The organism is Massilia arenae, assembly GCF_008014745.1.
Lineage (GTDB): Bacteria > Pseudomonadota > Gammaproteobacteria > Burkholderiales > Burkholderiaceae_D > Telluria > Telluria arenae.
In genome coordinates, this window is record NZ_VPFD01000019.1 from 74,630 (window position 1) to 98,857 (window position 24,228).

Below are 24,228 nucleotides of genomic sequence, written 5' to 3' on the forward strand. Positions count from 1 at the left end.
CGCATAGTGCAGGCATTCACTCAGCGACCACCAACAGGACCATCCATGAAGCCCATCTTCCTCTGCGCCACCCTTCTCGCCGTCTCCAGCCTTGCCAGTGCCCAGCAACCGCCGCGCTGGGGCCTGGGCATCGGCGCCGCCGTCTCCGATTCGGTGTACGCCGGCGAAGGCACGCGCGTCACGCCCTTCCCGCTCGTGACCTACCAGGGCGAGCGCTTCTACTGGCGCGGCATCGGCGGCGGCGCCCACCTCGTCAAGCGCGGCGGCTTCGCGCTCGACGCGACCTTGTCGGCCCGCTTCGACGGCATCGACAGGGACGATTTCGGCGGGCCTGAACTGGCCGAGCGCGGCATCGACCGCGCCTTGCTGGAAGACCGCGACGATGCCTTCGACCTGGGCCTGGCCGCCAGCTGGCGCGGCGCCATGGGCCAGCTCGACCTGGGCGTCAAGGGCGACATCACCAGCACCAGCAAGGGTGTCGAGGCCAGCCTGACCTATGGTTATCCGGTACAGTGGGGCGCCACGCGGATCACGCCGAACATCGGCGTCTCGCACCTGTCGAAGAAGCTGGCCAATTACTACTACGGCACCTTGCCCGAGGAAGTCGCGCGCGGCGTGGCCGGATACCAGCCGGGAAGCGCGGCGGTGGCCCGCATCGGCGTCGACGTGATGCGCCCGTTCGCCGGCAACTGGGTCTTTATCGGCAATGTCGGCTACCGCAAGCTGCCGACGAAGCTCTCGGACAGCCCGCTGGTGGAGAAAGACAAGGACGGCTCGGTGTCGGCCTTCATCGGCTTCAGCCGCGGCTTCTAAGATTTTGGTGCGATACTGCTCCGGCCTTTTCAACCGACCTCGTTGCGCCCCATGATCAAGCAGCCCCTCAGCATACTCATCATCGAAGACAACGCCGGCCTGGCCGCGAACATCTACGACTACCTGGAAGCGTGCGGGCACCATCCCGACGCGGCGCCGGACGGCGAATCGGGCCTGGGGCTGCTGGCCATCAACCGCTACGACGCCATCGTCCTCGACTGGATGATGCCGCGCATGGACGGCATGACGATGCTGGGGCGGCTGCGCCAGGACATGAAGTCGCGCATCCCGGTGATCGTCCTGACGGCCAAGGACCAGCTCGAGCACAAGCTGCACGGCTTCCTGACCGGCGCCGACGACTACGTGGTCAAGCCGGTGGCGCTGGCCGAGCTGGAAATCCGCCTGCGCGTGCTGGTGCAGCGCACGCGCGGCGCCGTGGCCGAATCGCAGGTGCTGGAGGTGGCCGACCTGCGCTTCGACCTCGGCACGCTCGAAGTGAGCCGCGCCGGCAAGGTGCTGGCGATGACGCCGGTACGGCGCCAGCTGCTCGAACTCCTCATGCGCCGCTCGCCCGCGCTGGTGCGGCGCGAGGAACTCGAGACCCTGATCTGGAAGGACGACGTTCCCGACAACGACGTCCTGCGCTCGCACATGCACATGCTGCGCAAGGCGATTGACGGCGATGCGCCGCGCAAGCTGCTCAAGACCATCGCGGGCAGCGGCTACCGGCTGGGGCTATCGGATGAATAAGCGCGGCCTTGGCATGTCCAGCCTGCAGCGCAAGATCAGCGCAGTCTTCGTCCTGTTCTTCCTGGTGATGGCGCTGGGCCTGACCATCCAGGGCAACCTGAGCCAGCACCTGATCGTGCATCCCCTGTGGGAAGAACTGCTGGAATCGAGCACCGCCCAGATGCTTGCGGACGGCAGGCCAGCGCCCAAACCGCCGCCGACGGGCCTGATCCGCGGCTGGCGCCTGGGCGCCGGCCCGATTCCGACCGACATGCCGCCCTACTTCGCCGGGCTGCAGCCCGGTTACTACGACGAAGAGCGGATGGACAGCTATGAGTCGGATCTCAGCCATGCGGTGCTGGTGACGCCGGTGGGCGACGGCGAACGCATCGTGATGGCGGTCGACATCACCGACCTGGAGAACTACCAGAACAATATGGCCCTGGTCAGCGTGCTGATCGCGGTGCTGAGCGGCGCGATGATCGCCGGTTCGATCGCCTGGGTCTACCGCAGCCTGCGGCGGCCGATGGGGGTGCTGGCAGAGCGGATGGAAGAGCTCGATCCCGAGCAGCCGTCGCAGCGCCTGGCGACCGACTTCGCCCTGAGCGAACTGCACGACATCGCCGTCATCGTGAACGGCCACCTGGAACGGGTCGAGCGCTTCATCGAGCGCGAACGCAGCCTGCTCGACCAGGCCAGCCATGAGTTCCGCACGCCGATCGCCGTCATTGCCGGCGCCGTCGACGTGCTCAGGCTGCACGACCTGCCGCCGGCCGCCGAGGCCCCCCTGGCGCGCATCGAATCGACCGCCGAGAACCTCACCGAGATCATGGCGGCGCTGCTGTTCCTGTCGCGCGAGGACGGCAAGGCGCCGCTGGAGACCACACGGCTCGATGCGCTGGTACTGACGCTGATCGACGACCACCGGCATCTACTGGAGGGCAAGGACGCGCGCTTCGTCGTCGACGTGTTGGAGCCCCTGACGGTGAACTGCCCGGAAGCGATCGTGCGCATTGTGGTGGGCAATCTGTTGCGCAACGCGGCCGAGAACAGCTACCAGGGCGCCATCCACGTCCGCCTGGCCGGTGGGCGCCTCTTCATCCAGGACAGCGGCGCAGGTTTCGATACGGTCGCCGCCGCGCGGCGCTACACGCTGGCGCTGCGCAATTCGGCCAAGCAGGGTGGCGGCCAGGGACTCGGGCTATTCCTGACGCGCAGGGTGTGCGAACGCTTCGGCTGGACGTTGGCGATCTCGTCCAACCCCGCGCACGGCACGCTTGCGGAGATGACCTTCATTTAGAGGACAACGCTTAGTCGTCTTCCTTGATCTCGTCGGCTTTTTCCTGGATCTTCTCGCCGGCGCGTTCCACCGACTTGCCGACTTCCTCGGTAGCGCGATCCAGGCCACGGCTGGCTTCCTCGGTCGCGTCCTTGACCTTGTCGCGCGCCTCGTCGACCGCGTCATCGACCCGGGCCAGTTCGTCCTTCATCGAATCGGTCACCTTGGCGCTGGCCTCGTCCATTGCCTTGCCGATGCGTTCCGCCGGGCCGGCGCCGTCCTCGTCGCGGCTGCAGCCGGCCAACGCCATGAGCATCACCGGCACCAGCAGCGCCTTGGTCATGGTTGCTTTCATTCTCTACTCCTTGCGGTTTTCTCAACGCCGCCCATGATACACGCGGCCATCGGGCGTGGATGTCCTTACAGGGTCAGCCACCGCGTTTCGGATCGGCCAGCGGATGGCTGCGCCGGCGCCGCTCCTCGCGCGTGCAGGCGGCGGCTGCGGCATTGAGCGCATCCTGCACCTTGCGCAGCTGCTCTTTGCTGGCGCGCGTCTTGCGCAGCGCGATCAATTCATCCTGCGCCTGCTTCGGCTTGCACTCCTTCGCAAGCAGGACCGCCGCGTCCATACGGCGCTCGATGCGCGCCTGGGTCGGCTTGGTGAACATCCAGGCCAGCCATAGCAGGCCGAGCGCGATCAGCCACCAGCGCAGGCGGATCGGTTTGCGCGCCGGCGCGGTCGGCCGGGGCGCGGCACTCGGGCGAATCGGTGGCGGCGGTGGCGGTGGCGGCGGCCTGGGTGGCGGTGACGGTGGCAGAATTGGCGCCGCAGGAGGCGGGGCTGGCGCCGGCGGCGGCGGCGGAACCGCGACCGGCTCCGGCCGTTTCACCAAGGCTGGCGACGGCGGCACGATCGGCGCGGCGACGGGTCGCTGCGCCATGCCGCACCACGGACAGAAATCGACCCGGCGCGGAAAGGCGCGTCCGCAGCCGACGTTCACGCAGCGGTGGAGGGACTGGGCTTGCTCCATATTCAGTCCTACTCCGGATCCGGCACGCCGTCGTCGGGATCGGGTATGACCTCATCCCCCGTCCGGCCAAGCACGGTTGCCAATTCCGGCAGCTCACCCACCGTACTCCACTTGCCGATCTTCGGATGCCAGCGCATGTCCCAGGCGCGGGTGGCATGATCGATCTCGCCACGCGCGGCCTGCTCTGCGATCTCGTCGACCGTGAACGGTCCACGCTGGGCGCCGCCGACGAACAGCTTGAAGCGCGGCGTGGTGGTCGGCAGCGGTGGCGGCGCGACGGGACGCTGCGCCAGCGCCTGCGCCGCCGCTTCCTCATCCGCCAGCGGCGCGGACAGGATCACGCGCTTGTCGACCGCGCGCTCGACTTCCCAACTATAGGCGTCCTGGCTCGAGCCGGGAACGGCCTCGGTCCAGCGTTCGACCTGGCCCAGCAGGGCTTCGATGCGTGCCGGCCCCAGGGCCGGGTCGGCCGCCCGGGCGCGCCGGATCCAGCCGTCGTACAGGCGGCGCGCGGTGATGTTCGGCAGCGAGGGTGAAGGCAGCTGGGCGCCGGTCTCGTCGACTTCGAGCCGCGGCTCATACACGCGCAGCTGGTAGTAGCGCATCAGCGCCGCCAGCAGCATCAGCCGCTGCGGGCCGAGACGCGCCAGGCGGGCCTGGACGGCCGCAATGATCCCCTCGCGATAATAGGGAGGCAGGCCGTTGGAGCGGATCGCGAACTCGTTGCCGACCTGGAGCCATTCGCCGGAACCCGCTTCGACCTCGAACAGGTACTGGCCGCGCGGCTGGAAATCCGCCTCGCGGTCGCCCAGCTCCGGTTTGCGCCGGATGACGCCCAGCGCGATCGCCTGCAAATACCACTCGTAATCGTCGGCCAGCCGTCCCAGCTCGTCCATCGACGGCGAGATCGGATGGCGAAAACGCGTGGCGTCGAAATGCAGGTGGGTCGGAATCTTCGGGTTCTCGATCTGGTACGAGGCGCGCCAGGTCGGCAGGCCGCGCAGCACCGTCATCGGATAGCCGGACAGCTCGATATAGCACACCGCTCTGCCGCTCACCCCGGTGTTGACGATCGAGACCAGCTCGCCATGGAAGTACCCGGTCGGCACGGCGGCGCGGATCTCGGCCTCCATGCGCCGCCAAGCGATCGGATCGCCTACGCCGATGAAGCACTTGAACTGGTCGGCGTTCGGCGTGAACTCGGCCGAGAAACGCGCATTCACCCACGGCATCGCGCTGCGGATCCACTCGGCGAAAATGCGCTGGCGCTCCTGCGGCGACAGGCTCGACAAGCGTTCGAGCAGCGGATCGGCGGGCTCCTGCTGGTCCAGATCCTGGCTGGACAGCTGCAACTGCGCGCGGCGGAACAGCTTGAGCAGCAGCTCGGCGCGCAGGCGCTCGTCGCCCAGTTGCGGGAACAGGCGCGCCGAACCGCCGAATTCGAGCAGCACTTCCTCACTCCAGATGCTGGTGTCGCCAGTGAGCCTCACCGGCGCCGGCGTCGTATCGACGCCGAGCTTGATCGTGGTCGCATGTTCCTGGCGCGCGTCGGCGCGCAGCTGCATGATGCGCTGGTCCACCGCGCCGAGCATCGCCTGCACGGCGCGCCGGCCTTCCTGGAACTCGCCGGCGATGCCGCTCCACTGCGCATGGCCCTGTTCATCGGTCGATTGCGGATCGCCCAGCCAGCTGGACAGGGAGCGCATCACCTCGATCGCCTGGCCGGCCGCCACCGCGAGCAGGTGGAAGCGCAGGTAATCGGCCAGGTCGCGCTTGAGGTGGCCCATCACTTCGCGCGCCTGCGGTTCCTTGCCGAACAGGCGGCCGGCGGCCTGGCCCAGGTTGTTCAGCGATTCCTCGACCTGGCGCGTGCGCAGCGCATCGCGGATGTCGCGGTAGCGCCGGCCATTGCGCTCGGCATGGCTCAGGTCGCGCTGCGACAGCCGCGCCTTGACCTGCTCCAGCAGCGACAGCACGAATTCCAGTCCGCCCTGGCGGCGGTCATCGAGCAGGGCGTACAGGCGCTCGCGCACCCTGCCCTTCAGGCGGTTCGACAGCTCGCCGGTATGGCGCTTGATACGGTCCTCGCTCGTCTCGGCGGTGGCGCCGGCCTCGCGGATCGCGTCGCGTTCGAGCTGCGGCAGCAGTTCGGACACTTTTTCGCGCCACAGCTTGATGTCGTAGGACGCCATGATGCGGTCCATCTCGAGCTGGACCCGGCTTTCCACGCGCTCGAGCAGCGAGCGGCCGTCGCGGTCCTGCAGCAGCGCGGTCGTCAGCGCGTACTCGGTGAACGGTGTGACGTCCACCGAACCCTTGCGCAGGTCGGGGAATTCGTCGAACGGCCGCTCGGCCATCTCCATCTGCTCGCGCATGAAGGCGTCGCGCTCGGCGTCACCGGCGCGGCGCGCCGCATTGTTCCCCGCATTGTTCCCACTTAGGCCATCGGTGCCGGCAAGACCGAAGAACGCCTTCACCATCAGCGCCGCAAGTTCATAAGCGCGGATGTCTTCATGCAGGCTTTGCTGGGTGTCGAGCACCGACTGGCCGAAGCTCGAATACACCTTCGAGTACGACAGCCGCATGTCGCCGAAACGCGCCTCGGGCACGCGCGGATTGTACGGCCCCAGCTTGTGCTGCTGCTGGTTGACCGCCACCGAACGCTTGCGGTTGGCGAAATCGGCCGAGGCGAAGTCTTCGAACAAAGTGTCGGCCACCATCTGGTAGACGTCCTTGACGTCCAGCGTCGCCTTGTTGGCCAGGTTGGCGGTGTCGACGAAATACACGTCGTCATAAGGCGCGCCGCGGCCGGCGATGCTGTCCGGCTCCGCCCACGCCACGCTGGCGTTCATGTCGCGCATCGCCGTCTCGAGTTCCATCAGGGTGGCGTAGGCATTGGCCTCGGTGCGCTCCTTGTTGGCCTTCGCGAAACCGGAAGGCATCAGCAGCACCAGGTCGACCTGGCTGTCGGACACTTCCTGGCGCGCGATCGCCTTCGACAGCCAGCCCAGGTCGAGCACGCTGCCGGCGCCGGTGCCGCCGGCGGCTGAGGCGATGACCACGATACGGAACTTGGAGGTGTCGACCTGCAGCCCGAGGCGCTGGTAATTCTCCTTGCGCTCGATGCCGGCATTGCTGCTCAGGTAGTTCAGCGCGCCCTTGATGCGGCCGCGCAGCTTCGGATACTTGTCGAACAGGTAGAGCCGCGCCAGCGCGCGGATCTGGCCCGCCCCTTTCGACGGATCGATGCCGAGCGAGCGCAGTTTCTTGGGCCGCAGCGGCATCCAGCTCTCGATCAGCGGAAAGCGCGCCAGGCTGTCGTCGGACTCGTGGTATTGCGGCAGGTCGAGCGGCTCGACCAGGCGTTCCTCGTCGGAGAGGCGCACCAGTTCGTACCAAGGATCGGTGCGCTGCGACTTGCCCTCGTCGATGACGGCATTGTTATCGAGGTCGAAGTGCAGGAAGCGCGCGACCGGGAAGTCGGCGATCGATTCGACCCGGGTCGGATGGCGCCGGTTCCAGACCGCCGACAGGATGCGACGCCGGATGCGCATCATGACTTCCATGCCGGTGCCGCCGGCGCCGATGAACAGCGTCGGCCGCAGGTCGACCTTCAGCTCGGCCGGACGGGCGTTGACGCCGGAAGGATGTGGGAATTCTGCCATGGTGTGGGGACTCCCTTTTTAGCGACGGCCGATGAACAACGAGGCGACCAGCGCCACCAAGCCCACCGCCACCAGCGGACCGGTGACGGCGAAGGTCAGGAAGCGGCTGGCATTGATGATGGCCAGCACCGCCGCCGCGGACAGGAAGCCGAGGCCGACGAACAGCAGCCAGCCCGCATTGCCTGCCGAGGATGGCGCCACACGCTTCCTCACCAGGTGATGCACATAGGCGCCGCGCGCGAAGAAGTAGACGCTGATCAGGATCAGGAACACGATGCCGCCGATCGCCAGGTCGCGGTCCGAGGTGTCGGCCACCGGCAAGGTGTGCGGGTCGACCGGCATCACTTCGACCGGGCGGGTGGCGGTGTCGGGCAAGGTCTGCGGCAGCGAGTCCTGCGGCGAGGCCGATTCCTCCGGCAGCTTGAAGCCGGGATCGGCGGGAGATGGGGCATCGGTTGGTGGCTGGGTTGCCTGCATGGCGTTTTCCTTTCTTGTCTTCAGCGGCCGAGCCGCACTTGCGCGCCTTCGCGCACATCGAGCAGCCGATGGCCGAACAGCGTTGTTTTCAGTTGCGCGACCTGTTCGCCATGGCGGTCATGGATCGCCTGCGTGGTGCCGGCGCGGCCGCGCATGGTGCGCATCTCTTCGTCCACCGTCACTTGCACCTTGCGCGGCCGCGCCAAGGCCCAGGCGGCCACCGCGAGCAGCGCCAATAGCGCGAGCAAGGCCCCGACCAGCGCCAGCAGCGGCCCCATACCGTAATGGACGCGCACCTCCACCGGCAGCACCGCCGTCGACGCCTGCACCCGCGCCGGCGGAATGAAGATGTCCGGCAGCGGATCGCCCGGGAACAGCGCCGCCATGCGCTGGCGGAAGGCCTGCGACAGCGCCAGCTCCTGGTCGGCCAGGTGCAGCTCGATCCGGCCCGGCAGCACGTAGGCGGAACCCGCGGACTTTAGCGCGGCCAGCGACCATTTATCGGGAATCTGCGCCACCGGCAGCGCCATGCTGGAGCCCAGCGGCGCCGGCTGGCCGGGCGCCAGCGCGCGCACGCGCTGGGTATCGAGCGCGATCGGGCGGCTCTCGCCGGCAAGTAGCGAGCGCGCGCTCAGGGTGGCGGAGCTGATCGTGTACGGGTACATCGTGTTTTCCAGGTACCATTCGATGCGCGCCTGGGGCGTGCGCGCATCGGGGGCGACGTCGGCGCGCAGCACGCCGCGCGCATCCGAGGTGAACGAGACGCCGGGCGCATTGACGACGCGGCGCGGCGCCAGCCGCACGGTGTCGCGGTCGAGCGGCTTGAGGCGGGCCGGCGGCTCGGTGATCACCTGGGCGATGCGTCCGGATGCCAGCAGGGCATCGAGCGCGGCCGCGCCTTGCGGCCCGACGGCGAAGGCGTACACCATCAAGCCGTTCGCGCTGTAATGCTTGCCCGCTACCGGCATGCGCAGCGGGAAAGCCAACGCCTTCGTGATCGCGTCGCCGCCGTGGATCAGCGCATAGAACTCGCGGTTGCGGATGGCCGTGGCCTGGTCGTTATTGGGGCTGTTGCGATTGTTCGTCACCAGCCAGACGATGCCCGGCTGGCCCTTGAGCACCTGTCCCGTCGCGGCGCGCACCGCTTCGCCAAGATCAGTGTCGGCCAGCGCCGCGCCTCCCGGCTTGCGCGCCGTATCGAGGCTGGCGATGGCGTGCGCCACGCGTGCGCGAACCGGTTCCTCGCCCGCCTTGAACGACAGCAGCGCGCGTGGCGACGGCGCCCCCTCCCGGGCCTGATTGAAGCTTGCCAGCACCAGCGCGTCTCCCGGCTGGACCACGCTGCCCGCCAGCGCCGCCACCAGCGGCTTGAAAGGCGACTTGGGATCGCTGTAGAACGGTTCCATCCAGCCCGAGTTCTGCACCAAAAACACATGTGGGACTGCTTGCGCACACAGCGACACGCCGGCCAGCAGGGCCGCCGCCAGTGGACGTGCGATCGTCTTCATCATCGTCGTGATCACAACGGCTCGTCCAGGCGCCAGCCGCGCATCTGGTTCCAGTCCGGATGGTGCAGCCACAGGCAGCCGCCCGCCACCACCGGCACGCACTCGAGCGGACGGGAAAGGCGCGCGATCTCGTCCAGGATCACGTTGCGGCGCCCGATCCATTCGACGGTGGTGCGCGGAATGATGCGCGCATTTTCTCCCGCCCCCAACGCTTCTTCGGCGCGGAAGTTCGCCTTGTGGAAGCGCAGCACCAGGCCGCTCGGCTGGCTGCGGTTATTGTTAAAGCTGCGCAGCAGCGGCAGTACCAGCGTGTCGTCGTGGTGCGGATCTTCGACGTGCTCGTTCGACCACGGCTCGTCCAGCACTGGATGCCCGCGCCGGAACAGGAAGTTGGCGAAGCCCAGGCGCGCGCCGTCGATCGCCATGCGCGCCGGCAGGTGGTCGGAGCCAGCGCCAAGTTCGAGATAGGAGTACCCCTGGCCATCGTGCCCGATCTGCCACAGGCGGCCGTCGCGGCTCTGGGTCGGCCCGCCGAACTCCAGGCGCGGTTGCCAGCGCAACGGCCATGGCGAGAATTGCGGCGCCTCGCCCGGGCGCCAGGTGAGCTGTCCCTGGGCGTGCAGCCAGAACAGGCGGCCGTCGTAGCCGAGCGGATGACTCCAGCCGGCGGCCGGCGCATCGGGGCAGGCATATTCCTGCACTTCATCGAGGTCGAGGCGCATGCTCCACAGGCGCACGGCATCGATGCCGCCCGCGAGGCAGGCCAGGTGGCGCCGCATGAGGCCGGGCGCGGCCACGATGGGCGCGGCCAGCACGCTCTCGGTGCGGTAGGTTTCGCTGACCGGGTCGATCCAGAGCCGCTGCAGGCCGTCCAGGCCGGGGACCACACCGGCCTCGCCGCGGCGCGGGTCCTGCGCCGGGATCCAGGCGTGGCTGGACGCGGTAAACACCAGGCTGGCGGCGCCTGCTTCGGGCGTCAGTACATGCCAGCTTCCGCCCAGCGGATCCCAGTACTGCAGCACGCCGCGGGTGTGGGCCAGCGCCAGCAGGCGCTCGCCGGGAAAGCCGAAGCCGGCGGCGGCGAACACCGAACAGGCATTGGGCGGCGCCGGCATGGTCAGGTCGCAGCGACCCGGCGTCGGCGCCGCCGGCCGTTCTTCGAGGCTGTCGCCGAGCGGCGTCGAGGTGACCGGCAGACCGTGCGGCACGTGGCGCGGCAGCATGTCGTCCCCACCCGGTCCCCACCACCCGCGCGCTCGCGCGGCGGCGCCACCCAGGCGCAATAGCGGACGTCCGCAACGCGGGCAATAGGCGAAACCTTCGGGATAGATCGGAGAACAGCGGCAATCGAGGGGCAGCGAAGCGCCGAGCACGTGGGCGACGTCGGGCAAGCGCTGGCGCGCGCGCCCGTGCCAGTCAACCGGGCCCAGGCCCTCGCTGGCGAGCAGGGCGAATTCGCCGCTTGTCTCGTCTTCCTGCCAGATGCTGGCAGGCGTTTCCCATCTGTATGCCATTGCTGCCTTTCGCTCTGCCAAATAATTTTTCGAAACACTACCCGCAGGCCGCGTCATTGCTGTTGCTCAAATGATAGCTCCGTGAACCGGCGCGCGGCGCGCCGTTCACGAGGTAGCGTCGCGCGATCCCGGACGCATCAATAATCGAACTCATCGCGTGCCCCGGCGGGGAACTTTCGGCAGACATACGTATAATGGCCGCCTGCCTTTCCACCTCTTCAGCCCTTCCGATTCCGCCATGACCGCTGCCGATCCACACGCCGACCTCCCTTCGCACGCCATCGATGCCGCCACCAGGCATCTAGCCGACGTGCTGACGATCGCGCTCGAACACGGTCCCGCGCAGCGCGCGCTGGTGGTGTACGACACCCGCACCGGCCTTTCGCGCGCGCTGCTCGAAGGCTACCGGCGCAACCTGCCGGAGGCGACCTTCGTCGACTTCGACGGCGTGACGCCGGAAGCGGTGCTGGCGGCCTTCGGCACGATGGTGGCGGGCGAGCTGGTGGTGCTGCTGCAATCGTCGAACTTCCGCCTCGACGGCTTTCGCATGCGGGTCGAGCTGTTCAAGCGCGACCTGAAAGTGATCGAGCACGTACACCTGTCGCGCATGCCGGGCATCCAGGGCGAGCACTACATCGACGCCCTGGCCTACGACCCGGCCTACTTCCGCGGCACCGGGCGCGCGCTCAAGGAGCGCATCGACCGCGCGCCGCACGGCCGCGTGGTCGGCGGCGGCGAGACGCTCACCTTCGCCTCGCCGTTCGAGCCGGCCAAATTGAATATCGGCGACTACGGCGACATGAAGAACGTCGGCGGCCAGTTCCCGATCGGCGAAGTGTTCACCGAAGCGCTGGACCTCGAAGCGGTGCACGGCCGGGTGCAGATCCACGTGTTCGGCGACACCAGCTACCGCTCCAACCGCCCGGACGTGCCGGTGACCCTGGTGATCGAGGCCGGCCGCGTGGTCGCCACCGAGAACGCGACACCGGCCTTCCAGCAGGTGCTGGACAATATCCGGCTTGAGGAAGGCGAAGTCTGGGTGCGCGAGCTTGGCTTCGGCCTGAACCGCGCCTTCACGCGCGAGCTGCGGGTGGACGACATCGGCACCTATGAGCGCATGTGCGGCATCCACCTGTCGCTCGGCGCCAAGCATGGCGTGTATCCGAAGCCGGGCTTCAAACGCAAGGATGCGCGCTACCACATCGACGTGTTCGCGGTGACCGACGCGGTCTGGCTGGGCGATGAAAGGGTGTACGCGGACGGTCGCTGGCTGGCCTGATGTCGGCCTGGCGCGGCAGTATCGCGTGGTATGATGGTCAATTGTAAAACGGGAGCCCATCATGCCGGACTCGCTATCGAGTCATGTGAGGGAAATCCAGGCCATCGCCGCCGTTCCGCGGATGCTGGAAACCGTTGCCGCGCTTACCGGCCTGCGCTTCGTCTGCATCGCCCACGTCACCTCCGACAGCTGGACCGCCTGCGCGGTCCATGACGGCCTCGGATTCGGCCTTGTCCCTGGCGCGGCGCTGGACGTCACCACCACGCTGTGCGAGGAAGTGCGCGATTCCCGGCAGGCGGTCGTCATCGACTGCGTGCGCGACAGCGAGTGCTACCGCGATCACCACACCCCGCGCATCTACGGGTTCCAGAGCTATTTTTCGATTCCCATCTTTCGCCCCGACGGCTTTTATTTCGGCACCTTGTGCGGTCTCGATCCGGAACCGGCCCGGCTGAGCGAGGGACCCATCATCCCCGCCCTGACCCTGTTTGCCGAACTGGTGTCGCGCCAGCTCGAAACGGAACGCTCACTGAGCGCGGCCCGCACCGCGCTGTTGTCCGAACGCGACACCGCGGAGCTGCGCGAACAGTTCATCGCGGTGCTGGGCCACGACCTGCGCACGCCGCTCTCGGCGATCCTTACCGGCGCCGAATTGCTGGCGCGGCGCCACGATGACCCGATGACCCGCCAGTTGGTGGAGCGAATGCGCAGCAGCGCGCTGCGCATGTCCGGGCTGGTGGATAACGTGGTCGATTTCACGCGCGGGCGCATGGGTTCGGGACTGGTGCTTGACCTGGCCCGCCACGCCGACATCGACCGGGTGCTGGAACAGGTGATCGAAGAACTGCGCAGCGTGTATCCCGGTCGCGCCATCGCCAGCAGCATCGAGCGCGGCCTGGCCTTGCGCTGCGATCCCCAGCGCCTGGCGCAACTGCTGTCGAACCTGCTCAAGAACGCGCTGGTGCACGGCGCCGAAGGGTGTCCGATCGAAGTTCGCGTTGACATCGACGACAGCCGTTTTGTGCTGGAAGTGCGCAACGAGGGGCCGGACCTGAGTCCCGATGTTATCGCGCAACTGTTCAAACCCTACTGGCGCGCACGCTCACGCAGCAGGGACGATGGCCTGGGACTGGGCCTGTACATCGTCGACCAGATCGCGCAAGGCCATGGCGGGACGATCGGCGTGCGCTCCGGCGCGAACGGCACCACCTTCACGTTCAGCATGCCGGTCGCATAGATTCCAGCGCGGCTGTGAAGGCGTGCGATGCAGATCGCCCGAGCGGCACCCGATTCGACTGTTTCAGGATTTTTACAAATCCCCTGAGCAGTTGATTGATATCAGGATTAGAATTCTTTTCTTACATCAACAACAAATCCAGGGGAATCATGTTCCGTTTGCCTATCGGCGTGGCAGCGCTATGCCTCGCCACGTCAGCGTTCGCGGCCGCACCCTTCGACGACAAGTTCCGCCAGCTCGACGAACTGCTGCCGACGCCGGGATCGGTGCGCACCGCGTCCGGCGCGCCGGGCCACGCCTACTGGCAGCAGCGCGCCGACTATACGATCCGCGCCACGCTCGACGAGAGCAAGCGCGCGCTCTCCGGCGCCGGCACGGTGACCTACCATAACAATTCGCCGGACACCCTGAAGTACCTGTGGCTGCAGCTGGACCAGAACATCTACAAGCCGGGTTCGGACGCGCGCCAGAGCGCCGCCCTCCCCTCGCGCAATGCCTGGACCGGCGCGACCGCGCAGACCGGATTGAAATTCGACGGCCTGCGCACCCTGCTCGAGCAGCAAACCTTCCCCGGCGGTTTCGACATCCTGGCGGTGAAGGACGCGAACGGCCGCGCGCTGCCGCACACCATCAACAAGACCATGATGCGGATCGACCTGCCGCAGCCGCTCAAGCCAGGCGCGCGCGTGACCTTCAGCATCGACTGGCGCTACAACATCAACGAGCAGAAGGTGCTGGGCGGGCGCGCCGGCTACGAGAAGTTCGACGACAATAACGACCTGTTCGAGATCGCCCAGTGGTTCCCGCGCATGGCCGCCTATTACGACGTCTATGGCTGGCAACACAAGCAGTTCCTGGGCGCGGGCGAATTCACCCTGGAATTCGGCGACTACGACGTGCGCATCACGGTGCCAAGCGACCACGTGGTCGCGTCGACCGGCGAGCTGCAGAACCCGGGCGACGTGCTCACTGCCGCCCAGCGCGAACGCCTCAAGCAGGCGCGCACGGCGAAAAAGCCGGTCATCATCGTCACCCAGGCCGAAGCCGAAGCGGCCGAGAAGGCGCGCAGCACGGCAACGAAAACCTGGCACTTCAAGGCCAAGAACGTGCGCGATTTCGCCTTCGCCTCGAGCCGCAAGTTCATCTGGGACGCGCAGGGCGTCAAGAGCGGCGACGTCGACGTGCTGGCGATGTCCTACTACCCGAAAGAGGGTAATCCGCTGTGGGAGAAATACTCGACCCAGGCGATCATCCACACCATCGAGCAGTACAACAAGTACTCCTTCGACTACCCGTACCCGACCGCGATCTCGGTCAACGGCCCGGTGGGCGGCATGGAATACCCGATGATCTCGTTCAACGGCCCGCGCCCAAGCAAGGACAAGAAGACCGGCGAGATCACCTATTCGCAGCGCACCAAATATGGCCTGATCGGCGTGATCATCCACGAAGTGGGCCATAACTACTTCCCGATGATCGTCAACTCGGACGAGCGCCAGTGGACCTGGATGGACGAGGGCCTGAACACCTTCGTGCAATACCTGGCGCAGCAGGCCTGGGAAGAGAACTGGCCGGACAGCCGCGGCGAGCCGCGCCGCATCACCGACTACATGAAGAGCCGTAACCAGGTGCCGATCATGACCAACTCGGAGTCGCTGCTACAGTTCGGGAACAACGCCTATGCCAAGCCGGCCGCCGCACTGAACGTGCTGCGCGAGACGGTGCTGGGCCGCGAACTGTTCGACTTCGCCTTCAAGGAATACGCCCAGCGCTGGAAATTCAAGCGTCCCACCCCGGCCGACTTCTTCCGCACCATGGAAGACGCGTCCGGCACGGACCTCGACTGGTTCTGGCGCGGCTGGTTCTACACCACCGACGCGGTCGACGTGAGCGTGGACGGCATCACCGAATACACGGTGTCGAGCCAGGATCCGGAAGTCGAGAAGGCGATGCAGCGCGCGCGCCGCGCGGAGGAACCGGTGTCGGTCACGAAGCAGCGCAACGAGGGGATGGCGCGCCGCGTCGATGCGCATCCCGAGCTGAAGGACTTCTATAACGAGAACGACGACTTCACCGTCACCAACAAGGACCGCAACCGCTACCAGGAAAAGATGGCCGGCCTGGAGGACTGGGAAAAGGCGCTGCTCAAGGAAGGCAAGCACCTGTACCTGGTGGACTTCACTAATGTGGGCGGGCTGGTGACGCCGCTGGTGGTCGAGATTGAGCTCAAGAGCGGCAAGAAGTACATCGAGCGGATTCCGGCCGAGGTGTGGCGTTATTCGCCGGCGAAGATCACCAAGCTGTTCGTCACCGACGAGCCGATGGTGGGGCTGACCCAGGATCCCTATTGGGAGACGGCCGACGTCGACGTCAGTAATAACAGCTGGCCGAGGAAGGCGACGCCGTCGCGACTGGAGTTGTTCAAGACCGAACGTGATCCGAACAATCTGATGCGCGATTTTAATACCAAGTTGAAGGCCAAGGAAAGCGGCGACGCTGCTCCGGCGGAATGATCGGCTGCCTGTCTTTTAGTTGAACGCGTGGGCGGCATAGCCGCCCACCCTACGGTGTTTTACCTTCTGTTGTCACCCATATGATTCTCAAGCACCTGCAGGCGGCCTTCGCCGCCTTTGTACTTTCCGCTTCCGCAAACGCCGCCGGCCCCGTCTTCGACGACAAGTTCCGCCAGCTGGAGGAACTGCTGCCGACGCCGGGCGAGACCCGCAACGCGGCGGGCGCGCCCGGCCACAAGTACTGGCAGCAGCGCGCCGACTACCGGCTGCGCGTGACGCTCGACGAGAACAAGCGCTCGCTGTCGGGCGCCGGCACCGTGACCTACCATAACAATTCGCCGGACACGCTGACCTACCTGTGGGTGCAGCTGGACCAGAACATGTTCCGCAACGATTCGGACAACCGCAATATCGCCACCCTGCCGTCGCGAGATGCGTGGCAGCCGCGTGGGAATGATGGCGTCAAGTTCGACGCCCTGCGCTTCACGCTCGAGTCGCGCAAGTTCGACGGCGGCATCCACATCGCCAGCGTCACCGGCAGCGACGGCAAGCCCCTGCGCCACACGATCAACAAGACCATGATGCGGATCGACCTGCCGCAGCCGCTCAGGCCGGGCGCGCGCACGTCGTTCAATGTGGCCTGGAGCTTCAACATCCCCGAGATGAACGTGCTGGGCCGCCGCATGGGCTTCGAGCGCTTCGACGACGGCAACGACATCTACGAGATCGCCCAGTGGTTCCCGCGCATGGCCGCCTACTACGACGCGGCCGGCTGGCAGAACGCGCAATACCTGGGCGACGGCGAGTTCACCCTCGAATTCGGCGACTACGACGTTCAGATCACGGCGCCCGCCGACCACGTGGTGGCGTCCACCGGCGAACTGCAGAATCCCGGCGATGTATTGAGCCCGGCACAGCGCGATCGCCTCAAGCAGGCGCGCACGGCCGGCAAGCCGGTCATGATCATCACCCAGGCCGAGGCGCAGGCCAACGAGAAAGGCCGCGCCACCGGTACCCGCACCTGGCGCTTCAAGGCGCAGAACGTGCGCGACTTCGCCTTCGCCACCAGCCGCAAGTTCATCTGGGATGCGCAGGGCATCAAGAGTGGCAAGCAGGACGTGATGGCGATGTCCTACTATCCGGCCGAGGCCAATCCGCTGTGGGAAAAGTATTCCACCCCGGCCGTGATCCACACCATCGAGCAGTACAACAAGTATTCCTTCGACTACCCGTATCCGGTGGCGATCTCGGTCAACGGCCCGGTGGGCGGCATGGAATATCCGATGCTGTCGTTCAATGGGCGCAGGCCGGTGAAGGACGCCAAGACCGGCGAAATGACGTATTCGAAGGCCGCCAAGTATGGGCTGATCAGCGTGATCATCCACGAGGTGGGACACAACTACTTCCCGATGATCGTCAACTCGGACGAGCGCCAGTGGACCTGGATGGACGAGGGCATGAACAGCTTCGTGCAGTTCCTGGCCGAAGAGGCCTGGGAAGAAGGCTATCCGTCGCGCCGCGGCGAGGCGCGCGACATCGTCTCGTACATGCGCAGCACGAACCAGGCGCCGATCATGACGAATGCCGAGTCAACGCTCCAGCGCGGCAACAACGCCTACGCCAAGCCGGCCACCGCCTTCAACATCCTGCGCGAGACCATCCTCGGCCGCGAGCTGTTCGACTTCGCCTTCAAGGAATACGCCGAACGCTGGAAATTCAAGCGCCCCACCCCGGCCGATTTCTTCCGCACCATGGAAGACGCGTCCGGCACGGACCTCGACTGGTTCTGGCGCGGCTGGTTCTACACCACCGACGCTGTCGACATCAGCGTCGACGGCATCACCGAGTACACCGTCAGCAGCCAGGACCCGGAGGTCGAGAAGGCCCTGCGCCGCGAGCGCGCCAATGGCGAACCGGTGTCGGTCATGGACCAGCGCAACAAGGGCATGGCGCGCCGCATCGACGCCCATCCCGAGCTGAAGGACTTCTACAACGAGAACGACGAGTTCACGGTCACCAACAAGGACCGCAACAAGTACCAGGAAACCATGGCCGGCCTGGAGGATTGGGAAAAGGCGCTACTCAAGGAAGGCAAGCACCTGACCCTGGTCGACTTCTCCAACAAGGGTGGGTTGGTGATGCCGTTGATCGTCGAGATCGAACTCAAGAGCGGCAAGAAGATCGTCGAGCGCATTCCGGCCGAGGTGTGGCGTTACTCGCCGAAGCAGATCACCAAGCTGTTCGTCACCGACGAGCCGATCATGGGGCTGACCCAGGATCCGTTCTGGGAAACCGCCGACATCGACACCAGCAACAATAGCTGGCCGCGCAAGACCGCGCCGTCGCGCCTGGAGCTGTTCAAGACCGAGCGTGACCCGGGCAACCTGATGCGCGACATGAAGACGCCATTGAAGGGCGCGCAATGACACTGCGCGGCTTCAAGACGCTGTGCCTTGCCCTGCTGCTGTGCGTGAGCACAGCAGTGAGTAATAACGCGAGCGCGCACCGCTTCCACTTCGGCATGACCGACATCTCGTACAACGAGCGCACCGGCAGCACCGAGATCGTCCACACCTACACGGCGCACGACATCGACGCCCTGCTGCTGAACCTCTACCAGCGCCAGTTCGACCTCTCCGACCCGGAAGACCAGGACGTGCTGCGCCAGTACGTCGAGCGCCAGTTCTGGCTCGCCGCCCCGGACGGCAAGCGCCTGCCGCCCAAATGGATCGGCATGACGGTCGATGCCAACAGCGTCGTCATCTACCAGGAAATCGAGAACACGCCGCTCGCCCGCGCGGCCACGATCCGCCAGGGCGTGCTGATCGACTTCCTGCCCGAGCAGGTCAATACCGTCAACCTGGGCGCGGGCGGCACGGTCCGTTCCCTCACCTTCACCCGCCAGGTGCTCGAGCAGCCGGCGCAGTAACAAATACCTTCTTTAAGAAATTCCATGCATCTCCGTCCTATCGCCTGCGCGCTGGCCGCGCTGTCCGCCACGTCCGCCGTCCACGCCGACGACTTCCAGCTCCAGCGCGTGCTGGTCGAGGGCGCGCGCGCCTCCCAGCTCGGCATCGCCGATTCGGCCGGCGCCGGCAGCGCGGGCGCGAAAGACCTGGCGGGCCGCATCGCCTACCGCCCGGGCGAACTGCTCGAAGTCACGCCCGGCCTGATCGCCAGCCAGCACAGCGGCGAAGGCAAGGCCAACCAGTTCTACCTGCGCGGCTTCAACCTCGACCACGGCACCGATCTCGCCACCTGGGTCGATGGCATGCCGGTCAACCAGCGCAGCCACGCCCACGGCCAGGGCTGGACCGACCTGAACTTCCTGATCCCCGAACTGGTCGGCCGCCTCGACTACCGCAAAGGCCCCTATTCGGCGCGCGAAGGCGACTTCTCGTCGGCCGGCGTGGCCTCGCTCACCTATGCCAACCGGCTGGTGAAAAACATCGCCTCGGCCACCGTCGGCCAGGACGGCTACCGGCGCGCGCTGGTCGCCGGCTCGTCCGAGGTGACGGGCGGCAGCCTGCTGTACGCGCTGGAAGCGATGCACAACGACGGCCCGTGGACGCGACCGGACGACTACCGCAAGCTCAACGCCGTGCTGCGGTTCAGCCAGGGCTACGCCAACAATGGCTGGAGCGTGACCGCAATGGGCTATCGCGGCGACTGGGATTCCACCGACCAGATCCCGCTGCGCGGGGTGCGGGATGGCCGCCTGGGGCGCTACGACCTGGTCGACGACAGCGATGGCGGCGCGGCGCGGCGCTTCAGCCTGTCGGGCATCTGGCGCCGGACCGATGCCGACTCGGCCAGCAAGGTGAGCGCCTATGCGATCCGCAACCAGCTCGCGCTGTTCTCGAACTTCACTTATTTTCTGAACGACCCGGTGAATGGCGACCAGTTTGCCCAGCCCGACCGCCGCGTGACCACCGGCCTGGACGCCACCCACACCTGGCATATGCACCGCACCGAAACGCTGTCGTCCGACCTGACGGTGGGCTTTCAAGTCCAGAACGACAATATCTTCAACGGCCTGTACGACACGCGCCAGCGCCAGCGCATCGCGACCACGCGCGAAGACCATATCGTCGAGACCAGCGGCGCCGTCTTCATCGAAAGCGCGACCCGCTGGAGCGATGCGCTGCGCACGGTGGCGGGTATCCGGGCCAGCAACTACCGCTTCCGCGTGGACGGCGACCGGCCGGAGAATGCCGGTAAGGCGCATGACACGCTGGTCACGCCGACACTGAACATCGTCTATGGCCCATGGGCGGCGACCGAGCTGTATGCCAACTACGGCCACGGCTTCCACAGCAACGATGCGCGCGGCACGGTGGCGACCGTCGATCCGAAGAACCTGGACGCGGTCGATCCGACGCCCGGCCTGGTGCGTTCGCGTGGTGTTGAATTCGGCGTGCGCACCGAGGCGATCCCGAAGATGCAGACGTCGCTGGCCGTGTACCGCCTCGACTTCGATTCCGAGCTGACCTATATCGGCGACGCCGGCAATACCGAGGCGGGCGATCCAAGCCGACGCTACGGCATCGAGTTCTCGAACTATTACCGCCCACTTAAATGGCTGTCGATCGACCTGGACGCGGCTTGGGCGCGCGCCCGCTCGCGTGGCGCAAACCTCGACGGCATCCGGGACGCCGGCCGTCGCATCCCCGGCGCCATCGAAGGCGTCGCCCAGCTGGGCGTGACCGTGGACCCGCGCGGCCCGTGGTCGGGTTCCCTGCGCCTGCGCTGGTTCGGCCCGCGTCCGCTGGTCGAAGACGACAGCGTGCGTTCGAGTTCCAGCCTGACGCTCAATGGCCGCATCGGCTACCGGCTGGCGAACGACCTGCGCCTGGAGCTGGAAGCCTTCAATCTCACCAACCGGCGCGCCTCGGCCATCGACTACTTCTACGAGTCGCAGCTGCAGGGCGAAGCCGCCCCGGTGGCCGATGTGCACTTCCACCCGATCGAGCCACGCTCGCTGCGCCTGACCCTGGTCAAGCAGTGGTAGCATTGACTTTTGGTGGCTCCCGGCCTGTAATGAGATCTTTCCATCTCCTGCCCGGGTGACCACCATGCCGTTGCGTTCCCTGCTCGCCATCGTCTGGATCAGCACCGGCATCTTCAGCATCTATATCGCCACCTTCTACGGCGGCGCGATCCTGGCCGGCACCCTCGAGAAGGACTGGAACGAGGTGCTGCCGCGTCTCTACGAACCCGGCGCGATCGCCGCCGCGACGATGATCGGCATGCACTTCATCGCCGGATCCAGCGTGCTGCTGCTCGGCCCCCTGCAATTCATCCCCGCCCTGCGCATGCGGCATCCGCGCCTGCACCGCTGGACCGGCCGCGTCTACCTGGTCTCGGCCCTACTGGCCGGGATCGGCGGCCTGGCCTACCTGGCCCTGAAGGGCGCGGTGGGCGGCATCGTGATGGAGATCGGCTTCGGCCTGTACGGCGTGCTGACGGTGCTGGCGGCGCTGCAGGCCTGGCGTCATGCGGCGGCGCGCCGCCTCGACCTGCACCGCGCCTGGGCGATCCGCCTGTTCGCCCTCGGCATCGGCTCCTGGCTGTACCGCATGTACTACGGCATCTGGCTCAAGGGGCTGGGCGGCGCCGGCCATACCGGCACCTTCGACGGGCCGTTCGACATGACGATGAGTTTCTTCTTCTACGTGCCGAACCTGCTGGTCGCCGAATACTTCATCCGGCGCCAGGCTACGCCCAGATTCTCGATGCCGCGCCGCGTGCTCGGCCAGGCCGGGATCGTGGCGCTGGTGCTGGTGCTGCTGGCGGCGACCTGGCTGTTCGCCCATGCCTACTGGCTGCCGCATATCGGGCGCCGGCTGGCGCCGCTGTTCGCCTGATCCAGCGCATCTTTCCTTCGGCGGGGGCCCTCACCGGTAAAGACGAAAAGTGCTACGCTAACGGGATGACTACACCGCAACTCCCCTATCTCGAGCCGTCGCAGCTGACGGACGCCCTGCGCAGCACCGGTTATGCCGTGCTGCGTCCCGCCGACGTGGCCGCCCTGGCCGGCTGCGGCATCGGCGAGCTGGACTCGCTCGTGCCGAGCTGGGACCGGCTCGAGCTGGACGAATACCTCAAGGACGGCGGCCGCTATCGGCGCCGCCGCCACTCCTGCTTCATCGACGACGCCGGCCAGCTGACGCAGACGCCGCACCGCGCGCACTGGCAGCCGGTCGAGTACAACGCGCTGCACGGCGGCATGCACCGCCTGTTCGCGCCGATGGAAGCGGCCACCGTGGCCAACCCGGCCTGGGACCGGCTGCTAAGTGCGCTGGGCCAAGTCTGTTCACAGGTCGCGGGCCAGCAGCGCTGGTTCGTCGAAGCGCACCAGTTCCGCATCGACACCGCCGACGGCATCGGCCGCCCGACGCCCGAAGGCGCGCACCGCGACGGCGTCAACTTCGTGGCCGTCATCCTCATCAATCGCAAGGACATCAAGGGCGGCGAAACGCGCGTGTTCGACGCCGACGGCCCGGCCGGCCAGCGCTTCACCATGCTCGAGCCCTGGACCCTGCTGCTGCTGGACGACGCCGCCGTGATCCACGAATCGACGCCGATCCAGCCGCTGCGCGACCATGGCTACCGCGATACGCTGGTGCTGACCTGGCGCGCCAATGCCTTCCAGGGCGAAGACGCCTGAACTCTTCCACAAGCAAAAAAAAACGCCCGCGAACCTGAAGGTTGGCGGGCGGGAATCCAATTTTCGGAGAAAACTGGAGGAGACAGTTCCAATATAGTCTTTTTTATTGTGCAGTGCAATACGGTAGAAGTACTGTAGTTGTTTCAATAGAGGAAGCCCTCTAAATCAGGCCGGCTGCCTGGGCGTTTGCGGCAGTGCGCCATTTCCCATTCTTCGACATTCCCTCTGTTTCGGCCCTCTTTTAGCCCGACAAATCCCTCTATCGTGCCAGCCACGCCGGCCATGCTGAGGCGCGTGCGCACCGGTTGGCCGTACCGCTTTTGCTACACTTCTTTGCTATAGCCAAAAGACATAGAGACCATGATCAAACTTCGCGCTCCGCGTACGCTCGTCATTGCCCTGGGCGCCGCCGCCCTGTGCGCCACCGTCGCACTGGCCACCGCCAACCGCGCCACCGCCAAGGATGAAAAAGCGCCGCCGCGCCCCGCCCTGAGCGTCAGCACCGCCCGCCCCGCCTCCACCAGCCTGCCAATCGACCTCACCGCCAACGGCAGCATCGCCGCCTGGCAGGACGCCGTGATCGGCAGCGAATCGAACGGCCTGCGCCTGGCCGAGGTGCGGGTGAATGTCGGCGACGTGGTCAAGAAGGGGCAGGTGCTGGCGGTCTTTGCCGACGAAACGGTGCGCGCCGAGATCGAGGGCGCGCGCGCCGCGCTGCTCGAAGCCCAGGCCAACCAGCAGGAAGCGAAGGCCAACGCCGACCGCGCCCGCGCGCTGGAGAGCTCGGGCGCGCTGAGCGCGCAGCAGGTTACCCAGTACGTCACCGGCGAAATGACCGCCGCGGCGCGCGTCAAATCGGCCCAGGCCACCCTCACCCAGCAGCAGCTGCGCCTGAAATACACGCAGGTGGTCGCCCCCGACAGCGGCGTGATCTCGGCGCGCACGGCCACCGTCGGCGCCGTGGTCGGCGTCGGCACCGAACTATTCCGCATGATCCGCCAGGGCCGCCTCGAATGGCGCGCCGAAGTCGTGGCGCAAGACCTGGGCCGCATCAAGCCCGGCGCCAGGGCGACCGTGCGCGCCGCCAGCGGAGCGGAGATCGCCGGCAAGGTGCGCACCGTGGCGCCGTCGGTCGATCCGCAGACCCGCATCGCCCTGGTCTACGTCGACCTGCCGCCGGCGCTGTCCAACGACACCCCGCTCAAGGCCGGCATGTTCGCCAGCGGCCGCTTCGAGCTGGGCACGTCGAACGCGCTCACCGTGCCGCAGCAGGCGGTCGCCGTGCGCGACGGCTTCAGCTATGTGTTCCGGCTGAATCCGGACAGCCGCGTGAGCCAGGTGAAGGTGACCCTCGGACGCCGCCTGGGCGAGCGGGTCGAGGTGGTAAGCGGCGTGAATGCCGACATGGCGATCGTGGTCCAGGGCGCGGGCTTCCTCAACGACGGCGATCTGGTGCGCAATATCGTCGCCACTCCGGCGCCGGCGGCCGCTCGCACGAGCGCCGCGCGCTGAG

The 24,228-nt window shown here is 66.8% G+C and carries 18 protein-coding genes; 12 read left to right on the forward strand and 6 right to left on the reverse strand.

Translation table 11 applies throughout. The features are described from left to right. Positions 1–45: 45 nt before the first annotated feature. The 3 genes from FVD38_RS17660 to FVD38_RS17670 are packed head-to-tail and all read left to right on the forward strand — an operon-like array spanning position 46 to position 2,842. On the forward strand, positions 46–813 hold the full coding sequence (locus FVD38_RS17660; RefSeq protein WP_147936031.1) for a MipA/OmpV family protein: 768 nt from the start codon (positions 46–48) through the stop codon (positions 811–813). A gap of 51 nt (positions 814–864) precedes the next feature. After that, positions 865–1,563 carry a response regulator transcription factor gene (locus FVD38_RS17665; RefSeq protein WP_147936032.1) on the forward strand — a complete coding sequence of 233 codons (699 nt, stop codon included), beginning with the start codon at positions 865–867 and terminating at the stop codon, positions 1,561–1,563. Beyond that, positions 1,556–2,842 (forward strand): sensor histidine kinase, encoded by a 1,287-nt coding sequence (locus tag FVD38_RS17670; RefSeq protein ID WP_147936033.1) that lies wholly within the window; start codon positions 1,556–1,558, stop codon positions 2,840–2,842. Before FVD38_RS17665 ends, FVD38_RS17670 begins: the two co-directional genes overlap by 8 nt. Before the next feature lie 10 nt (positions 2,843–2,852). Here FVD38_RS17670 and FVD38_RS17675 read toward each other — a convergent pair whose 3' ends face one another. From FVD38_RS17675 to FVD38_RS17705, 6 genes are all read right to left on the reverse strand, one after another. After that, on the reverse strand, positions 2,853–3,176 hold the full coding sequence (locus FVD38_RS17675; RefSeq protein WP_147936034.1) for a hypothetical protein: 324 nt from the start codon (positions 3,174–3,176) through the stop codon (positions 2,853–2,855). Between the two features lie 73 nt (positions 3,177–3,249). Continuing rightward, positions 3,250–3,852, reverse strand: a complete 603-nt coding sequence (locus tag FVD38_RS26540; protein ID WP_187271634.1) for a hypothetical protein — start codon at positions 3,850–3,852, stop codon at positions 3,250–3,252. An 8-nt stretch (positions 3,853–3,860) separates the two neighbouring features. Next, positions 3,861–7,517 carry a tubulin-like doman-containing protein gene (locus tag FVD38_RS17690; protein ID WP_147936036.1) on the reverse strand — a complete coding sequence of 1,219 codons (3,657 nt, stop codon included), beginning with the start codon at positions 7,515–7,517 and terminating at the stop codon, positions 3,861–3,863. 18 nt (positions 7,518–7,535) lie between these two features. Further along, positions 7,536–7,994, reverse strand: coding sequence for a hypothetical protein (locus FVD38_RS17695; RefSeq protein WP_147936037.1), 459 nt, complete (start codon positions 7,992–7,994; stop codon positions 7,536–7,538). 20 nt (positions 7,995–8,014) lie between these two features. Continuing rightward, positions 8,015–9,517, reverse strand: coding sequence for a hypothetical protein (locus tag FVD38_RS17700; RefSeq protein WP_229493770.1), 1,503 nt, complete (start codon positions 9,515–9,517; stop codon positions 8,015–8,017). After that, complete coding sequence (locus FVD38_RS17705) at positions 9,514–11,016, reverse strand: hypothetical protein (RefSeq protein ID WP_147936038.1); 1,503 nt, start codon at positions 11,014–11,016, stop codon at positions 9,514–9,516. The genes FVD38_RS17700 and FVD38_RS17705 overlap by 4 nt, the downstream gene beginning before the upstream one ends. Before the next feature lie 238 nt (positions 11,017–11,254). Here FVD38_RS17705 and FVD38_RS17710 point away from each other — a divergent pair, with 238 nt between their 5' ends. From FVD38_RS17710 to FVD38_RS17750, 9 genes are all read left to right on the forward strand, one after another. Next, the gene (locus FVD38_RS17710) at positions 11,255–12,295 is read left to right on the forward strand and encodes a hypothetical protein (RefSeq protein ID WP_147936039.1); all 1,041 of its coding nucleotides are present in this window, start codon (positions 11,255–11,257) and stop codon (positions 12,293–12,295) included. Positions 12,296–12,356: 61 nt separating this feature from the next. Beyond that, positions 12,357–13,532, forward strand: a complete 1,176-nt coding sequence (locus FVD38_RS17715; RefSeq protein WP_147936040.1) for a sensor histidine kinase — start codon at positions 12,357–12,359, stop codon at positions 13,530–13,532. A 149-nt stretch (positions 13,533–13,681) separates the two neighbouring features. Further along, complete coding sequence (locus tag FVD38_RS17720; protein ID WP_147936041.1) at positions 13,682–16,045, forward strand: M1 family metallopeptidase; 2,364 nt, start codon at positions 13,682–13,684, stop codon at positions 16,043–16,045. Positions 16,046–16,125: 80 nt separating this feature from the next. Continuing rightward, positions 16,126–18,471, forward strand: coding sequence for a M1 family metallopeptidase (locus FVD38_RS17725; RefSeq protein ID WP_147936042.1), 2,346 nt, complete (start codon positions 16,126–16,128; stop codon positions 18,469–18,471). After that, positions 18,468–18,974, forward strand: coding sequence for a DUF6702 family protein (locus FVD38_RS17730; RefSeq protein ID WP_147936043.1), 507 nt, complete (start codon positions 18,468–18,470; stop codon positions 18,972–18,974). The genes FVD38_RS17725 and FVD38_RS17730 overlap by 4 nt, the downstream gene beginning before the upstream one ends. 24 nt (positions 18,975–18,998) lie before the next feature. Beyond that, a complete protein-coding gene (locus FVD38_RS17735) occupies positions 18,999–21,056 on the forward strand; it encodes a TonB-dependent receptor (protein WP_147936044.1) in 2,058 nt (685 codons plus the stop codon). Between the two features lie 64 nt (positions 21,057–21,120). Further along, positions 21,121–21,912, forward strand: a complete 792-nt coding sequence (locus tag FVD38_RS17740) for a DUF2306 domain-containing protein (protein WP_147936045.1) — start codon at positions 21,121–21,123, stop codon at positions 21,910–21,912. 65 nt (positions 21,913–21,977) lie between these two features. Next, positions 21,978–22,715 (forward strand): 2OG-Fe dioxygenase family protein, encoded by a 738-nt coding sequence (locus FVD38_RS17745; RefSeq protein ID WP_147936046.1) that lies wholly within the window; start codon positions 21,978–21,980, stop codon positions 22,713–22,715. Positions 22,716–23,075: 360 nt separating this feature from the next. Further along, complete coding sequence (locus tag FVD38_RS17750; RefSeq protein WP_147936047.1) at positions 23,076–24,227, forward strand: efflux RND transporter periplasmic adaptor subunit; 1,152 nt, start codon at positions 23,076–23,078, stop codon at positions 24,225–24,227. Position 24,228: the final 1 nt, after the last annotated feature.